Annotated in this window: 14 protein-coding genes; 4 read left to right on the top strand and 10 right to left on the bottom strand. The window is 51.2% G+C overall.

Annotated features, from left to right (window positions below; all coding sequences use genetic code 11):
• Positions 1-5 precede the first annotated feature (5 nt).
• The 3 genes from feoA to greB form a co-directional block, all read right to left on the bottom strand.
• Complete coding sequence (gene feoA, locus D9738_RS20460) at positions 6-233, bottom strand: ferrous iron transporter A (RefSeq protein WP_001200455.1); 228 nt, start codon at positions 231-233, stop codon at positions 6-8.
• Between the two features lie 456 nt (positions 234-689).
• Positions 690-3,011 (bottom strand): Tex family protein, encoded by a 2,322-nt coding sequence (locus D9738_RS20455; RefSeq protein WP_130208993.1) that lies wholly within the window; start codon positions 3,009-3,011, stop codon positions 690-692.
• A 96-nt stretch (positions 3,012-3,107) separates the two neighbouring features.
• Positions 3,108-3,584: a transcription elongation factor GreB gene (gene greB / locus D9738_RS20450; RefSeq protein ID WP_000856744.1), complete on the bottom strand. Its 477-nt coding sequence runs from the start codon at positions 3,582-3,584 to the stop codon at positions 3,108-3,110.
• Positions 3,585-3,811: 227 nt separating this feature from the next.
• On the opposite strand from greB, the gene ompR reads away from it, so the two are divergent.
• Together ompR and envZ are read left to right on the top strand one after the other, a co-directional pair.
• On the top strand, positions 3,812-4,531 hold the full coding sequence (gene ompR / locus D9738_RS20445) for a two-component system response regulator OmpR (RefSeq protein WP_001157751.1): 720 nt from the start codon (positions 3,812-3,814) through the stop codon (positions 4,529-4,531).
• On the top strand, positions 4,528-5,880 hold the full coding sequence (gene envZ, locus D9738_RS20440) for a two-component system sensor histidine kinase EnvZ (protein ID WP_130261028.1): 1,353 nt from the start codon (positions 4,528-4,530) through the stop codon (positions 5,878-5,880). Before ompR ends, envZ begins: the two co-directional genes overlap by 4 nt.
• Positions 5,881-5,910: 30 nt before the next feature.
• Here the strand turns inward: envZ and nadS are convergent, their stop codons facing one another.
• The 3 genes from nadS to pckA all read right to left on the bottom strand — a co-directional run bounded on the left by nadS (position 5,911) and on the right by pckA (position 8,322).
• Positions 5,911-6,207 carry a NadS family protein gene (gene nadS / locus D9738_RS20435; protein ID WP_130208987.1) on the bottom strand — a complete coding sequence of 99 codons (297 nt, stop codon included), beginning with the start codon at positions 6,205-6,207 and terminating at the stop codon, positions 5,911-5,913.
• Between the two features lie 58 nt (positions 6,208-6,265).
• Positions 6,266-6,583 (bottom strand): type II toxin-antitoxin system RelE/ParE family toxin, encoded by a 318-nt coding sequence (locus tag D9738_RS20430; protein WP_130208985.1) that lies wholly within the window; start codon positions 6,581-6,583, stop codon positions 6,266-6,268.
• 116 nt (positions 6,584-6,699) lie between these two features.
• Entirely contained in the window at positions 6,700-8,322 is a 1,623-nt protein-coding gene (gene pckA / locus D9738_RS20425) for a phosphoenolpyruvate carboxykinase (ATP) (protein ID WP_130208983.1), read from the bottom strand.
• Between the two features lie 378 nt (positions 8,323-8,700).
• Here pckA and D9738_RS20420 point away from each other — a divergent pair, with 378 nt between their 5' ends.
• Positions 8,701-10,425, top strand: a complete 1,725-nt coding sequence (locus D9738_RS20420; protein ID WP_130261027.1) for a DUF4153 domain-containing protein — start codon at positions 8,701-8,703, stop codon at positions 10,423-10,425.
• A 129-nt stretch (positions 10,426-10,554) separates the two neighbouring features.
• On the opposite strand, the gene hslO is transcribed toward D9738_RS20420, so the two are convergent.
• The 4 genes from hslO to igaA form a co-directional block, all read right to left on the bottom strand.
• Complete coding sequence (hslO, locus tag D9738_RS20415; RefSeq protein ID WP_130208979.1) at positions 10,555-11,433, bottom strand: Hsp33 family molecular chaperone HslO; 879 nt, start codon at positions 11,431-11,433, stop codon at positions 10,555-10,557.
• Positions 11,434-11,457: 24 nt separating this feature from the next.
• A complete protein-coding gene (gene hslR / locus D9738_RS20410; protein ID WP_000660493.1) occupies positions 11,458-11,859 on the bottom strand; it encodes a ribosome-associated heat shock protein Hsp15 in 402 nt (133 codons plus the stop codon).
• A 10-nt stretch (positions 11,860-11,869) separates the two neighbouring features.
• Positions 11,870-12,538 (bottom strand): GMP/IMP nucleotidase, encoded by a 669-nt coding sequence (gene yrfG / locus D9738_RS20405; RefSeq protein WP_130208977.1) that lies wholly within the window; start codon positions 12,536-12,538, stop codon positions 11,870-11,872.
• Positions 12,539-12,602: 64 nt separating this feature from the next.
• Positions 12,603-14,738, bottom strand: a complete 2,136-nt coding sequence (igaA, locus tag D9738_RS20400; RefSeq protein WP_130261026.1) for an intracellular growth attenuator protein IgaA — start codon at positions 14,736-14,738, stop codon at positions 12,603-12,605.
• 321 nt (positions 14,739-15,059) lie between these two features.
• Between igaA and nudE the strand changes: the two genes are divergently transcribed.
• Positions 15,060-15,620: an ADP compounds hydrolase NudE gene (nudE, locus tag D9738_RS20395; protein ID WP_126511443.1), complete on the top strand. Its 561-nt coding sequence runs from the start codon at positions 15,060-15,062 to the stop codon at positions 15,618-15,620.
• Positions 15,621-15,628: the final 8 nt, after the last annotated feature.

The following is a 15,628-nucleotide window of genomic DNA, read 5'->3' as shown; positions in this document are numbered from 1 at the left end:
CCGTATTAACAGGAAACCGCTTCCACTTCTAATAAGGCCAGATCTTTTTTGCGTAATACCAGGCTTACACGACGGGTTTCGATATGAATGGGATCGCCGAGTGGAGCGACGCGCACCACATTAAAAGAGGAGCCAGGTAACATGCCAAGAGAAAGCAGCTTCTGACGATATGCCGGGCTGATTTCACGGGAAAAGCCAGTGATTTTCCACGCAGTATCTGGAGTGTATTGCATAGGTGCCTACTTGTTTCTCATTAACTGGATAACTACCTCATGGGGCGTTTGACAGCGACATGGGACCAGATGATTTGCCAACGAAGGAGAGATTAAATAATCAACAGTACAATGATAATGAGAATGGTTTCTATCAGCAATACTTAAAATGTGTGCGAATGTTGGTTTAGATAATAATCTGCGTGAATGTTGATGTGGCTCAAGGTTATATCGGAGCAAAAATATAATTCGGAGGACGAATTATTATGGCTGCTTAATGTTTTATTAAGGTTTCAATTGTTAATGTTGTGATAAATATTAACGAAATATAGTGTGAGTTTCGTTGCGGAATAAAAATGCCGGAGATATTCTCCGGCATTTTTATGTCAGGCAAGGCGTTCGTTGCCAGATGTGGCGTGAACGCCTTATCTGGCCTACGATTTCGTGCAAATTCGAACCGTAGGCCAGTCGGAGCGTTTAACGTTTTTTGCCCATTGCTGCCGCCAGCGCATCCATCATCGCGCTATTACCGGCAGGCTGCGCTTCACGCCCACGCGGTTTGGCTGCCGGGCGGTTGTTTTGCGGGCGATCGTTACCGCCGCCGCGACGAGCGTTGGTTTCGCCAGGCTGCTCGTCCAGACGCATGGTCAGGGCGATACGTTTACGCTGAAGATCCACTTCCAGCACTTTCACCTTCACAATGTCGCCTGCTTTCACCACGGTATGCGGATCTTCCACAAACTTGTTCGACAAAGAAGAGATGTGAACCAGGCCGTCCTGATGTACGCCGATATCAATAAAAGCACCAAAATTGGTGACGTTGGTGACAGCACCTTCGAGGATCATACCCGGTTGCAGGTCGTTCATCGTTTCGACGCCATCAGCAAACTGAGCGGTTTTAAATTCCGGACGCGGATCGCGACCCGGTTTTTCCAGCTCTTTGATGATGTCGGTTACTGTCGGCACACCGAATTTCTCATCGGTGAAATCAGACGCTTTCAGATTACGCAGTTCACTGCTGTTACCCATCAGATCTTTCAGCGCCTGCTGTGTTGCTGCCAGAATGCGTTCCACCACCGGATAGGCTTCCGGGTGAACGGTAGACGCGTCCAGCGGGTTATCGCCGTGGTTAATGCGCAAGAAGCCCGCGCACTGTTCGAAGGCTTTCGGCCCCAGACGGCTCACTTTTAACAGTTGCTGACGGTTCTGGAACTGACCATTTTCATCGCGCCAGGCCACGATGTTTTGCGCCATCATGCGCGTCAGGCCCGCCACGCGAGTTAACAGCGGAACAGAAGCAGTATTCAGATCAACGCCAACGGCGTTTACGCAGTCTTCTACTACTGCATCCAGCTTGCGGGCCAGCTGCGTCTGGCTGACGTCATGCTGATACTGACCAACGCCGATAGATTTCGGATCGATTTTCACCAGCTCCGCCAGCGGATCCTGCAAACGGCGGGCGATAGATACTGCGCCACGCAGAGAAACGTCGAGATCCGGGAACTCCTGCGCTGCCAGCTCGGAAGCCGAGTAAACCGACGCGCCAGCTTCGCTGACGATCACTTTCTGCGCGGTAACCTTCGGGAACTGCTTCTGGACATCAAGATAGAAACGCTCGGTTTCGCGGGAAGCCGTACCGTTACCGATCGCTACCAGTTCAACATTATGTTTTTCACACAGGGCGGCAACGGTCATCGCCGCCTTTGCGGCCTGTCCGGTGTGCGGATAAATGGTATCGGTTGCTACCAGTTTGCCCGTTGCGTCGACCACCGCTACTTTTACCCCGGTACGCAGACCCGGATCGAGGCCCATCGTCGCACGCAGTCCGGCAGGGGCCGCCATCAGCAGATCGTGCAGGTTACGGGCAAAGACATTAATCGCTTCATCTTCCGCACGTTCGCGCACGGTTCCCATCAGTTCTGTTTCCAGGTGCATCAGCACCTTGATGCGCCACGTCCAGCTCACCACGCCTTTGCGCCAGCTATCCGCCGGGGCATTGTTCAGGCGCAGGCCGAGATGATCCATGATGATTTGCTCGCAATAGCTCTCTTTTGGCGGCTCATCGAACTGCGGATCGGCATTCAGCGAAAGCTGGAGTATGCCTTCGTTACGACCACGGAACATCGCCAGCGCGCGGTGAGAAGGCACCGTTGACAGCGGTTCGTGATGATCGAAATAGTCGCGGAATTTCGCGCCTTCCTCTTCTTTACCGTTCACTACGGTCGACACCAGATGCGCGTTCTTCCACAGATAATCACGCACTTTCGCCAGCAGCGCGGCATCTTCGGCAAAGCGTTCCATCAGGATATAACGCGCGCCGTCCAACGCGGCTTTGGTATCTGCCACGCCTTTATCGGCATCAACATATTGTGCAGCGGCGACTTCTGGCGTGTGTGATGGATCGCTCCACAGTAGGTCAGCCAACGGCTCAAGCCCTGCTTCAATGGCGATTTGCCCGCGGGTACGACGTTTCGGTTTGTAGGGCAGGTAAAGGTCTTCGAGTTCGGTTTTGCTCAAGGTAGCGTTGATGGCATTCGCCAGCTCGTCGGTGAGTTTACCTTGCTCAGAAATGGACTTGAGAATAGCCTGACGTCTCTCTTCCAGCTCGCGCAGATAGCTCAGACGCGTTTCCAGATTACGCAGCTGCGTGTCATCCAGACCGCCGGTGATTTCCTTACGATAACGTGCGATAAACGGCACGGTATTCCCTTCGTCAAGCAGGCGAACGGCAGCGTCAACCTGTTCCGGGCGCGCCTGGATTTCACCCGCAATAATGCGGCAGAACGAATCATTCATCATGGTTTGAGTTCATCTTTTCGGATCAAAAATCAGGGGATAGTTATACGGACTGGCTGGCAAAAATGCCAGCCATCGGCAGGAGGTTAAGACTCTTCCTTACGGTTTCACGTACTCGATAGCATTAACATACCAGCTCGCTTCCCCGGCAGGGGTATTCACCACCGCCAGATCGCCCACCTCTTTTTTCAGCAATGCGCGGGCCATCGGGGAATCGATAGAGATGTAATCTTTACGGCCAAAGATTTCATCGTAGCCGACGATACGGAAACGGTGAGTCACGCCATCATCGTTTTCAATCTCTACCCACGCGCCAAAGAAAACTTTGCCTTCCTGCTGGGGCGAGTAATCGACGATTTTGAGATTTTCCATGCATTTAGTGAGATAGCGCACACGACGGTCGATTTCACGCAGGCGCTTTTTATTATACTGATAGTCAGCGTTTTCGCTGCGGTCGCCCAGACTTGCGGCCCAGGTCACCTTCTTTGTGACTTCCGGGCGCTCTTCACGCCAGAGATAATTTAGCTCTTGTTTGAGTTTTTCATACCCTTCCCGGGTAACCAGGGGCGTTTTCATCTCGTTGATTCCCTTTGTCTGTTTGATAATGCGCACATTGGGTATAACGTGATCATATCAACAGAATCAATAATGTTTCGCTGAATAAATTGTATACTTAAGCCGCTGTTTAATATGCTTTGTAACAATTTAGGCTGAAATTCATACCAGATTTAGCTGGTGACGAACGTGAGCTTTTTTAAGAATACACGCTTACAAATTGTTGCGAACCTTTGGGAGTACAAACAATGCAAGAGAACTACAAGATTCTGGTGGTCGATGACGACATGCGCTTGCGTGCGCTGCTGGAGCGTTATCTCACCGAACAAGGCTTCCAGGTTCGAAGCGTCGCTAATGCAGAACAGATGGATCGCCTGCTGACTCGTGAATCTTTCCATCTTATGGTACTGGATTTGATGTTACCTGGTGAAGATGGTTTGTCGATTTGCCGACGTCTTCGTAGCCAGAGTAACCCGATGCCGATCATTATGGTAACGGCGAAAGGGGAAGAAGTTGACCGTATCGTTGGCCTGGAAATTGGTGCTGACGATTACATTCCAAAACCATTTAACCCGCGTGAATTGCTGGCCCGCATCCGTGCGGTGCTGCGTCGTCAGGCGAATGAACTGCCGGGTGCGCCGTCACAGGAAGAAGCTGTGATTGCTTTCGGTAAGTTCAAACTTAACTTGGGTACGCGTGAAATGTTCCGCGAAGATGAACCGATGCCGCTGACCAGCGGTGAATTTGCGGTTCTGAAGGCGCTGGTCAGCCACCCGCGTGAGCCGCTCTCCCGCGATAAGCTGATGAACCTTGCCCGTGGCCGTGAATATTCCGCAATGGAACGTTCCATCGACGTGCAGATCTCTCGTCTGCGCCGCATGGTGGAAGAAGATCCGGCGCATCCGCGTTACATTCAGACCGTTTGGGGTCTGGGCTACGTTTTCGTGCCGGACGGTTCTAAAGCATGAGGCGATTGCGCTTCTCGCCACGAAGTTCATTTGCCCGCACGTTATTGCTCATCGTCACCTTGCTGTTCGTCAGCCTGGTGACGACTTATCTGGTGGTGCTGAACTTCGCGATTTTGCCGAGCCTCCAGCAGTTTAATAAAGTCCTCGCGTACGAAGTGCGTATGTTGATGACCGACAAACTGCAACTGGAGGACGGCACGCAGCTGGTTGTGCCTCCCGCTTTCCGTCGGGAGATCTACCGTGAGCTGGGGATCTCTCTCTATTCCAACGAAGCTGCCGAAGAGGCCGGGCTGCGTTGGGCGCAACACTATGAATTCTTAAGCCACCAGATGGCGCAGCAGCTGGGCGGTCCGACGGAAGTTCGCGTCGAGGTTAACAAAAGCTCGCCTGTCGTCTGGCTGAAAACCTGGCTGTCGCCCAATATCTGGGTACGTGTGCCGCTGACCGAAATTCATCAGGGCGATTTTTCTCCGCTGTTCCGCTATACGCTGGCGATTATGCTGTTGGCGATAGGTGGGGCATGGCTGTTTATTCGTATCCAGAATCGACCCCTTGTTGATCTCGAACACGCTGCTTTGCAGGTGGGTAAGGGGATTATTCCGCCGCCACTGCGTGAATATGGCGCTTCGGAGGTGCGTTCGGTTACCCGAGCCTTCAACCATATGGCGGCTGGTGTTAAGCAACTGGCGGATGACCGCACGCTGCTAATGGCAGGGGTAAGTCATGACCTGCGCACGCCACTCACGCGTATTCGCCTGGCGACCGAGATGATGAGCGAGCAGGATGGCTACCTGGCGGAATCGATCAACAAAGATATCGAAGAGTGCAACGCCATCATTGAGCAGTTTATCGACTACCTGCGCACCGGGCAGGAGATGCCAATGGAACTGGCGGATCTTAATGCGGTGCTTGGTGAGGTGATTGCCGCGGAAAGTGGCTATGAGCGTGAAATTGATACCGCGCTTTATCCTGACTGCATAGAAGTGAAAATGCATCCGCTGTCAATCAAACGTGCGGTGGCGAATATGGTGGTGAACGCTGCCCGTTACGGCAATGGCTGGATTAAAGTCAGCAGCGGAACGGAGCCAAATCGCGCCTGGTTCCAGGTGGAAGACGACGGTCCGGGTATCGAGCCTGAACAGCGTAAGCATCTGTTCCAGCCTTTTGTCCGCGGCGACAGTGCGCGCACCATTAGCGGCACGGGACTAGGCTTGGCGATTGTGCAGCGTATCGTGGATAACCATAACGGGATGCTGGAGCTTGGCACCAGCGAGCGGGGCGGGCTTTCCATTCGCGCCTGGCTGCCATTACCGGTAACGCGGGCGCAGGGCACGACAAAAGAAGGGTAAATAAACGGGAGGCGAAAGTACCTCCCGTTTTTAGATTGTTTTCAATTGATTGATAATGAAAGGATTTGCTTGCAAAAGCAGGAGCAATTTTCGAGGTGCTCCGGTAGGTTGACGGCGTTTGGTTTCCCAGCTTTTTACCAGGTCATAACTTACCCCTACGGCGACAGCAAAATCTTGCTGGCGTAAGCCAGTTGCTTCACGGATCGCTTTTACATCGATTTCGCTAAAAGTATGGACGTGCTCTGGTTCAGGCGTTTTTTCACCCTTTTCGATGCGTACCATTTCTTCTGCGCTGGCAAGAAGATCAGCAAATAATTCATCTTTCATCTGTTTTCAATGTCTCCGTTGGCATTTCGGCCATGGTGGAATTTGTGGAGCTTCAACATTAAAGCAGCTTCTCGGACAATAGTTTCAATGCCTTTCTTTGTTCTTCTGTTAAATCATCCTGTTCATTTTTAGGATAAATCAACGCCAGATAAATTCGGCCATTGCGTGTCACGTTGTAATAAATTATCCGAATGCCACCCCGTTTCCCCATTCCAGAACGGTTCCAGCGAATTTTTCTGAAACTGCCTGTGCCCGCGATAATGTCACCGGCAGATGGATCTTGAATGAGTAGTTCCTGAAAAGCCCGGAACTCATCATCAGGCAACAATAACTGGCGGCGTTTGCTAAATCCTTGTAGTTCAATAAACGTGAACATAATGCATCCTGCGGTCTATTGATAATTATAAGTGTACCATGTACATATTGGTAGCTAATTAGATATAAAAAAACCCCTTATCCGTTTGGATAAGGGGCCAGTGAGATATCTGCTGATTACAGCTTCGGACCAGCCGCTACCAGCGCGGCACCCGCTGGGGTGTCGGTGTATTTATCGAAGTTGTCGATAAACAGTTTCGCCAGAGTTTCAGCTTTTTCCTGCCACTGTTCCGGGGAAGCGTAGGTGTTACGCGGATCGAGGATCTTCGTGTCTACGCCCGGCAGTTCGGTCGGGATCGCCAGGTTAAACATCGGCAGAGTGAAGGTTTCTGCGTTATCCAGCGAACCGTTGAGGATGGCGTCGATAATGGCGCGGGTATCTTTAATGGAGATACGTTTGCCAGTGCCGTTCCAGCCAGTGTTAACCAGATATGCCTGCGCGCCCGCTGCCTGCATACGTTTTACCAGCACTTCTGCGTACTGAGTTGGGTGCAGCGACAGGAATGCCGCGCCGAAGCAGGCAGAGAAGGTTGGTGTCGGTTCGGTGATGCCACGCTCTGTACCAGCCAGTTTGGCGGTGAAGCCTGAGAGGAAGTGGTACTGAGTTTGATCGGCAGTCAGGCGAGAAACCGGCGGCAGTACGCCAAAAGCATCTGCGGTCAGGAAGATAACTTTAGTCGCGTGGCCCGCTTTGGAAACTGGCTTAACGATGTTATCGATGTGATAGATCGGATAAGAAACGCGGGTGTTCTCGGTTTTTGAACCATCATCAAAGTCGATGGTGCCATCTTCACGTACAGTGACGTTTTCCAGCAGTGCATCGCGACGGATAGCGCCATAGATTTCTGGCTCTGCTTCTTTCGACAGTTTAATGGTTTTCGCGTAGCAGCCGCCTTCGAAGTTAAACACACCGTCATCGTCCCAGCCGTGCTCGTCATCGCCAATCAGGCGACGTTTCGGGTCGGTGGAAAGGGTGGTTTTACCGGTGCCGGAAAGGCCGAAGAACACCGCAACATCGCCTTTCTCGCCAACGTTGGCGGAGCAGTGCATAGAAGCGATACCTTTCAGCGGCAGCAGGTAGTTCATCATTGAGAACATCCCTTTCTTCATTTCGCCGCCGTACCAGGTGCCACCAATCAGCTGCATGCGCTCGGTGAGGTTAAACGCCACGAAGTTTTCAGAGTTCAGACCCTGTTCTTTCCACTGCGGGTTGGTGCACTTCGCGCCGTTCATGACGATAAAGTCAGGTTTGAAACCTTCCAGCTCTTCATCACTCGGGCGAATAAACATGTTCTTGACGAAATGCGCTTGCCAGGCCACTTCGGTGATGAAACGTACGGAAAGGCGAGTATCCGGGTTAGCGCCACAGAAAGCATCAACCACGAACAGGCGTTTGCCGGAAAGCTGTTTGGTCACCAGGCCTTTCAGATGTTGCCAGGTTTCCGGAGAGAGAGGTTTGTTGTCGTTCTTACCTTTGCCTTTGTCTGCCCACCAGAATGTATCGCGAGTCGTATCGTCACGGACGATATACTTATCTTTTGGTGAACGCCCGGTGAAGATCCCGGTATCCACGGCAACGGCACCCAGATTAGTTAACACCCCGCGCTCATAACCTGTCAGGCTCGGATCGAGCTCTTCCTGATACAGCAGGTCGTAGCTTGGGTTGTAAACGATATCATGTACGTCACTGATACCATAAGCCTCGAGTTCTTGCGGGGTCAAACCATTGTTAACGCGCATTTCACTGCTCCTTAGCCAATATGTATTGCCTGAATAGTAAAGTCTTTTTGGGGGTGTTAACCGCGACAAGGCTCATAGATTTACGCATCTGGAGAAATTCATATTTGACAAAAAACTCCGTGATTCCTGTCACGAAACGGTTGCTATTATCGCAGAAATAGCATTCCAGGTGTGGAAAATGTTCCTAAAAGGTTAAATGTTAGTTTAATTGGCCATTATAATGTGAGTTAAATCTCATTCTTGATTGAAATTTATGTAAAATCAATCAGTAAAGTATCGATTCACCACCGCAAATTTTTTTGTAAATTTTTCTTAAAATAAATATTAGTACTGCCTGAATGCAATAATTAACCTTCCTTTTGATTCCGGATCACGAACATGGATAACGTTGAAATTTCACCTGCAACACGGTGGGGAATGGTCGCCACTGGATTAATCCAGGGGCTGGTTTGCTATTTTCTGATAACCTGGCTGGCTGTGGACAATAACAACTGGCTTGTTTACGGCATTCCTGCGACCGTGGCGCTTTCATCCGTTTTGTTATTCACCGTGGAATCCTTCAAACAGAAGCGTTTGTGGGGGTGGCTGGCGCTGGTATTTATTGCCACCCTGGCGATGAGCGGCTGGCTGAAGTGGCAAATTGATGGCATGAGTCCCTGGCGAGCGGACCAGGAACTCTGGGAATTTGGTTGTTATCTGCTGTTAATGGCGATGTTGTTATTGCCTTGGGTACAACTGAATTTGCACGACAGAAAAGAGCGAACGAACTATAGCTTTTTTTACCAGTCAGCGTGGCATAACGCTCTAATATTGATGGTGATTTTGATCACTAATGGTCTGACATGGCTGGTACTTTTACTGTGGAGTGAGTTATTTAAACTTGTTGGCATCACGTTTTTCAGTACCCTCTTTTTTTCAACCGACTGGTTTATGTATCTTACGCTGGGCCTGGTTACCGCGCTGGCAGTCATTCTTGCGCGGACTCAATCGCGGTTAATCGCCTCTATTCAAAAGCTCTTCACGTTAATCGCCACAGGTTTGCTACCACTGGTTTCACTGCTGACGCTGCTGTTTATTATCACTTTGCCCTTTGCTGGTTTGAATACGATTTCCAGCCACATCTCCGCCGCTGGGCTGCTTTTAACTCTGGCCTTTTTGCAGTTGCTCTTAATGGCCATTGTCCGCGATCCGCAAAAAGCAACGCTTCCCTGGACTGGCCCGTTGCGTTGCCTGATAAAAACGTCTCTGCTGGTGGCGCCGCTCTATGTGCTGATCGCCGCCTGGGCTATATGGATGCGGGTCGCTCAATACGGCTGGACTGCCGAACGCTTGCACGGCGCACTGGCAGTGGTGGTGTTACTGGTCTGGTCGCTGGGGTATTTCGTCAGTATTGCCTGGCGTAAAGGGCAAAATCCCCTTGTTCTTCAGGGCAAAGTGAACCTTACGGTTTCGTTATTGGTGCTGGTGATACTGGTGCTTCTTAATTCACCGGTGCTGGACAGTATGCGCATTAGCGTGAACAGCCATATGGCGCGTTATCAGAGTGGCAAGAACACGCCAGACCAGGTAAGTATCTATATGCTCGAACATAGCGGTCGCTATGGACGTGCAGCGCTTGAGTCGCTGAAAAGCGATGTCGAGTATATGAAAGACCCGAAACGCAGGCGGGGTCTGCTGATGGCGTTTGATGGAGTGCAACGTCTTCAGCAGCAGATATCGGAAAAAGCATTAGCTGATAATGTATTTATTGCCCCAGGTTCTGGCAAACCTGATACGACATTCTGGTCGGTAGTGATGAAAAATCGCTATAACGCAATGATATGTATCGAAAAAGATGCCTGCGTGCTGGTAGAGCAAGATCTGAATAGTGATGGTAGGGCTGAGCGGATCCTGTTTGCCTTTAATGATGAAAGAGTCATTGTCTATGGTATTGATCCTGCCGGGAAAGAATGGAAAGAGATTACGATGAGTTCACTTCCGCGTGTAATAACGAAAGAGAAATTACTCACAGCGGCGAAGGATGGAAAACTAGGGACAAAGCCTAAAGTGTGGCGCGATCTTACGGTGGATGGTGAAACGCTGGATTTGAATCTGAATGAGTGACAGCGCGGTTGGATGCGGCGCCTTATCTTACCTGCGATAAATTGCATTTAATCCGTAGGCCAGATAAGCGCAGCGCATCAGGCAATTTAGTCATGATGTCCGGCAGAGTCATCTCTGCCGGACATGGGATTAATGAACCTGCGGATCTGCCGGAGACGCATTGTTGCGGATCTCGGCAATATCCATTGCATTGAACAGATAGTGGTTACCACAGTAATCACAATGCATGTCAATTTCGCCTTCTTCCGCGAGGATGCTATCAACTTCTTCATCCGGCAGCGTTTTCAGCGCGCCTGCGCAACGTTCACGCGAGCAGGTGCATTTGAATTCAACATCCTGCGGATCGTAAACCGTCACCTCTTCTTCGTGGTATAAGCGCCACAAAACTTCGTTTGCCGGTAACGTCAGCAGCTCTTCAGTTTTGATGGTTTCGGTCAGCGTCGCCAGGTGGTCGAAGTCGTCTTGCTGGGCATTTTGCGCAGGCATTACCTGCAACAACATACCGCCCGCAGCCGGTTTGCCATCTACGTCGCCGGTGCGAATAAACAGGCGCGTCGGCAGCTGTTCAGAACGCATAAAGTAATCTTCCAGGCAAGCCGCCAGGGTATCACCTTCCAGACCAACCACGCCCTGATAGCGTTCGCCTTCGCTCGGGGTAATGGTGATCACCACGTAACCATTGCCGACCAGCGTTTTCAGGTCGGCATTTTCTGGAATTTCGCCCTGCACGCGCGCCACACCACGCATCTGCTGTTTGTTGTTACCGTTAATAACCGCCAGATTCATCGGACCGTCGCCTTGCAGCTGTACGGTGATATCACCATCAAACTTCAGCGTAGCGGTCAACAGGCTGGTCGCGACCAGCAGTTCTGCCAGCACGTTTTTCACCGGCTGCGGATAATCGTGATTCTCAAGGATCTGTTGCAGGGTTTCCGAAACGGTTACCAGTTCGCCGCGAACGGCAAAGTTTTCAAACAGATAGCGATGTAATTGGTCATGTTGCGGCATAATCATCTCTCTTGCAGGTGACAGTTATTCACTGTCGCCGTGTTTAAATCGTAACAGGTCACGGCGCTCTTTTTTGTCCGGGCGCCGGTCCGGGTGCGGCATGGTTAAGGCATTAAGTTTACGTGCCAGTGCCATTTTTTCGCGTTTCTCTACACTTTCCGCAGTCTCTTCATACAACAAGACCGCCTCGCTGGCGGGGCGACGCTGTTCAGTAATCGCCTTTACAATCACCGTTCGTTCGTCATTTCCCTGGCGCAGCGTGAGCGTGGCATTCAGCTCGACGACTTTACTCGGCTTGCTGCGTTGCCCGTTGTAATGCACCTTACCGCCTTCAATCATTTCGCGGGCCAGCGCGCGGGTTTTATAAAAACGGGCGGCCCATAGCCATTTATCCAGTCGAACCTCAACAGCCGGTTTTTCTTTCATGGCGTCTCCTTCACATTAGCGAGGGGATCAGGCGGCGGTAGTCATTCAGTGACGGATGGCGTTCATACTGTTTTTCGGCTATTCCAGAGTCAGGGTTGGTGACGCCGAGACAGTAACGAATACCAAATTGCGCGGCAGCATCGAGAATGGCTTCGCTGTCATCAATAAACAGCGTTCTTTCAGCTTTCAGACCCGTAGCTTCGGCCACCGCATGCCATAACCGCTGATCCTCTTTCGGATAACCAAATGTGTGGGTGGAAAGTAATAAATCAAGGTGTGCGTCCAGACCCGTATGCTCAAGTTTAACGGCCAGGTTATGTGGATGGGCGTTAGTGAGCAAAATTCGCTGCTTGCCGCTGGCTTTCAGCGCTTCGAGAAACGGAATAGTATCTTCACGCAACACAGCACGCGGCCCCATCTCGGTGGTCATCGCACAGATATCCAGACCCAGTTGCTCGCTCCAGTAATCAAGACAGTACCAGTTTAGCGTATGCTGCACGTCGTGATATTGCCGGCGCATATATTCCATTGCTTCCTGTGGCGTAACACCGTTTTTCGCGCCCCATGTTTCAGGCACCAGCTTTTGCCAAAAATAGTTATCGAAGGCGAGGTCGAGCAACGTGCCGTCCATATCCAGCAGAACGGTGTCTACGTCCTGCCAGGCAATGTTGATATGCATGGGGGAAATCTCCAGAGTGAAGCAATTTGCGCGACAGGGTAGCATAACCTGCCGCGCAAACGTGTTATTCGATGAGGCTTTCTGAAGACGTGAGCAGCGTCGGATTCAGGCAGCTTTCGTAATATTCCTTAATCTCCATCATGCGGGTGCGATGACGCTGGTAACGACGCCAGGCCTGCACGCCATTATAGATGGCACAGCCGAACATCGTCAGTAGCAGTAATGTGGTGCCGAGATAGCGCCACAGGCCAGAACGGTCCGGAATAGGGTGCAAGCTGATATGCTGCGTGCCGTTGGCATCGGTGAAAATATTGGTGACGATCCCCTCGGCGTTAAACGGTGTATGCATCAACATTTGCGCCAGCTTCTGGAAAGCGTTCCATTGTTCTTGCGCCGGGTAGTCATAAAGTGAGGCTGCTGGCCACGGTTGATCGACAAAATCGCTGCCTTCGTCGCTGACAATCAGGAAGCCGCCAGGCGCTGGGCTATTCAGTGATTGTGCCGCTCGCGCCGTTTCATGAGTGATAAACGGTGCGGTGGAAGTCGCCACCAGATTATCCAGCGATTCTGCGCTCACCGGGCGGAGTAATACATTCACACCATCAAGTTTTCCTGCGTTGGCGCGTTTCACCAGTGCGTCCCAGTCCTTACTGTTGCCAAGATTCACCAGGGCGTTTTTTAAGCGCACACAATCATCTTTGGCTGCACAGAGATCTGCTGTCTTCAGTACGATGTCGCCAAAGTCATCAAGCAAAACCATGCCGGATTTCTGAATCGCAGAACGTAATGAGGCACTGACGCGTGATTCATCTTCTGGTTTAGGGTGCAGTTGACGGTTTACTGCTTCGGTCAGTGCCGTAGCTTTGTTAACCAGTTCCGATTCCGGTAATGGCAATGAACGGGCGTCATTCCAGATGATTTGCGAGCAGTCAAACGGCAAAAACGGTGAATTGGTTTTCGCGCTCCAGGTGCCGGAAGTGCGGATATTACACATGCCTGTACCACTTAGACGTAAGGTATCGCCTACGCGTACGCCAGCGTCCGCAAGTTGTTTAACACTGGTGGCCTCAATAGTCTGCGCGCCTTTCATCCACGAGAGAGTGAATTTCAGCGGCATATCCAGTGGGATCCAGAACAGCAGCATAAACAAGACTATCAGCGAACCGGCTGCGATAACCGTGCTGCGTAGCCAGTGCTGCAACGGGAAGTTTTTTACTTCGTCATGCAGCGAAAGATAGCGCCCCTGGCGCACGACGTGACGGTCGAGGTAGATATCGATATCGGTTTGTTGTCCGAGATCCTGGGCAATGTAAGGTTGCCAGTGCGCGGGGTAGACCAGATCGATAATACCAAGCGAAATATTGTTAATCTGTTCCTGAGAGTTTTCACCAAACAGCCCCCAGCGACGCGGTGTCCCGCGCAGGCAGTGGATTTCCCTTAGGGAGGATTTGGCAGGTGGCGCATATAATCCCCACAGGCCCGCGCCCAGCAGCAGCAGCGCGCCGCCAACTAACCACGGGACAAATACATCCGGGGTCACCAGGCAGAAATAGAACATCAGGAATGAGGCGACAATCAGCAGCGCTTCCCGCAATCCTCGTGGGCGGCTAAGTGCATACTCTTCGTGCGTTTCCTGGCGAATGTTGAGCAACTCAATTTGTTCGCTCTCTTCACCGCGAATCGATGCCTGCGTTGATGGAATAGGTTGTAACGTGTAACCGCGAGTCTCCTGCATATACTCTTGCAGCGTATGGCCGTTGAGTGAAATGACTAATGGGAGTGAGTCGGTATAAATCAGTTCAACGGTGTTTTCGTCGTTGATGTACTGCTCCCAGAAAGGCGGCAGGTGGACTTCTACCGAGTCAAGGTAGTAGCGCCATTTATTGGGATCGTCGGTAGAGATGCCATAACGTGTGATAGCGTGCGTCAGCATCATCACATTATTGCTTTCGGCGTTCAGCGTCAGAGAGACAGGCGCCGTGCTGGCCCCCGTCGGGCCGGGAACCTGCAAAATCTGCGTCAGGCTTTCGAGATAATTTTCAACGGCGCTACGTTCTTCAGAAGTGAGTTTGCGCGTTTGCGCATCAGCGAAGGCGTTAGCCCAGGGCAATTGTCGCCGCCTGGTGCGGGTTTTTATCAGCCATCCCGCAAGTAGTGAGCAGGCCAGCAAAGCAGCTAAAAAAATCACAATGGTGCTCATGCTTTCCCCATCTTACTTAATTTGTCAGGCGTGATTATTCGCACCCTGGACACAATATAGGATTCTGCGGTTGGCTATCGGCAAGCGTGGAGTTGAACTTGAGCATCATTAAGCGCATCCCAGTAACCGCTGATCATAGCAAACCCTCTGAGGGCGGAATATCAGCAAATTCCTGGAGTTATTTCAACCTATTGACTTTTAATTTGATTTGAGAACGATTATTTATCAGGTTGCATAAATGTAAATAACATGCAATTCACATTGCCGAAACGGTGTCCGATATCGCACAATAAATACTGATTTCACTGCAAAGATTCCACAATGAGAAAATCATTACAAAAACCCACCATTCTGAATGTTGAAACTGTAGCCCGTTCTCGACTGTTTACCGTCGAAAGCGTGGATCTGGAGTTCAGCAATGGCGTGCGGCGTGTTTATGAACGAATGCGTCCAACCAACAGGGAAGCGGTGATGATTGTGCCTATTGTGGACGACCATCTGATCCTGATTCGTGAGTACGCGGTGGGAACTGAATCCTACGAGTTAGGGTTTTCGAAAGGGCTGATTGATCCCGGTGAAAGCGTCTACGAAGCAGCTAACCGCGAGCTAAAAGAAGAAGTGGGATTTGGTGCGAACGATCTGACTTTTTTGAAGAAACTCAGCATGGCGCCGTCTTACTTTTCCAGCAAAATGAATATTGTGGTGGCGCAAGATCTCTACCCGGAGTCGCTGGAAGGCGATGAGCCAGAGCCGCTACCGCAGGTTCGCTGGCCGCTGGCGCATATGATGGATTTGCTCGAAGATCCTGACTTCAATGAAGCGCGCAATGTCAGCGCGCTGTTCCTGGTACGTGAGTGGTTGAAGGGGCAGGGACGGTTGTAAATACGTAG

The sequence above is a fragment of the Escherichia sp. E10V5 genome (genome assembly GCF_004212315.1).
Classification (GTDB): Bacteria; Pseudomonadota; Gammaproteobacteria; order Enterobacterales; family Enterobacteriaceae; genus Escherichia.
The sequence above is the reverse complement of the archived record's forward strand: the minus strand, read 5'-3'. Positions and strand labels throughout refer to the sequence as shown.

Excerpts from the sequence above, each read along its gene's own strand:
- feoA (WP_001200455.1), bottom strand. The coding sequence starts at position 233 with ATGCAATACACTCCAGATACTGCGTGGAAAATCACTGGCTTTTCCCGT.
- D9738_RS20455 (WP_130208993.1), bottom strand. The coding sequence starts at position 3,011 with ATGATGAATGATTCGTTCTGCCGCATTATTGCGGGTGAAATCCAGGCG.
- greB (WP_000856744.1), bottom strand. The coding sequence starts at position 3,584 with ATGAAAACGCCCCTGGTTACCCGGGAAGGGTATGAAAAACTCAAACAA.
- ompR (WP_001157751.1), top strand. The coding sequence starts at position 3,812 with ATGCAAGAGAACTACAAGATTCTGGTGGTCGATGACGACATGCGCTTG.
- envZ (WP_130261028.1), top strand. The coding sequence starts at position 4,528 with ATGAGGCGATTGCGCTTCTCGCCACGAAGTTCATTTGCCCGCACGTTA.
- nadS (WP_130208987.1), bottom strand. The coding sequence starts at position 6,207 with ATGAAAGATGAATTATTTGCTGATCTTCTTGCCAGCGCAGAAGAAATG.
- D9738_RS20430 (WP_130208985.1), bottom strand. The coding sequence starts at position 6,583 with ATGTTCACGTTTATTGAACTACAAGGATTTAGCAAACGCCGCCAGTTA.
- pckA (WP_130208983.1), bottom strand. The coding sequence starts at position 8,322 with ATGCGCGTTAACAATGGTTTGACCCCGCAAGAACTCGAGGCTTATGGT.
- D9738_RS20420 (WP_130261027.1), top strand. The coding sequence starts at position 8,701 with ATGGATAACGTTGAAATTTCACCTGCAACACGGTGGGGAATGGTCGCC.
- hslO (WP_130208979.1), bottom strand. The coding sequence starts at position 11,433 with ATGCCGCAACATGACCAATTACATCGCTATCTGTTTGAAAACTTTGCC.
- hslR (WP_000660493.1), bottom strand. The coding sequence starts at position 11,859 with ATGAAAGAAAAACCGGCTGTTGAGGTTCGACTGGATAAATGGCTATGG.
- yrfG (WP_130208977.1), bottom strand. The coding sequence starts at position 12,538 with ATGCATATCAACATTGCCTGGCAGGACGTAGACACCGTTCTGCTGGAT.
- igaA (WP_130261026.1), bottom strand. The coding sequence starts at position 14,738 with ATGAGCACCATTGTGATTTTTTTAGCTGCTTTGCTGGCCTGCTCACTA.
- nudE (WP_126511443.1), top strand. The coding sequence starts at position 15,060 with ATGAGAAAATCATTACAAAAACCCACCATTCTGAATGTTGAAACTGTA.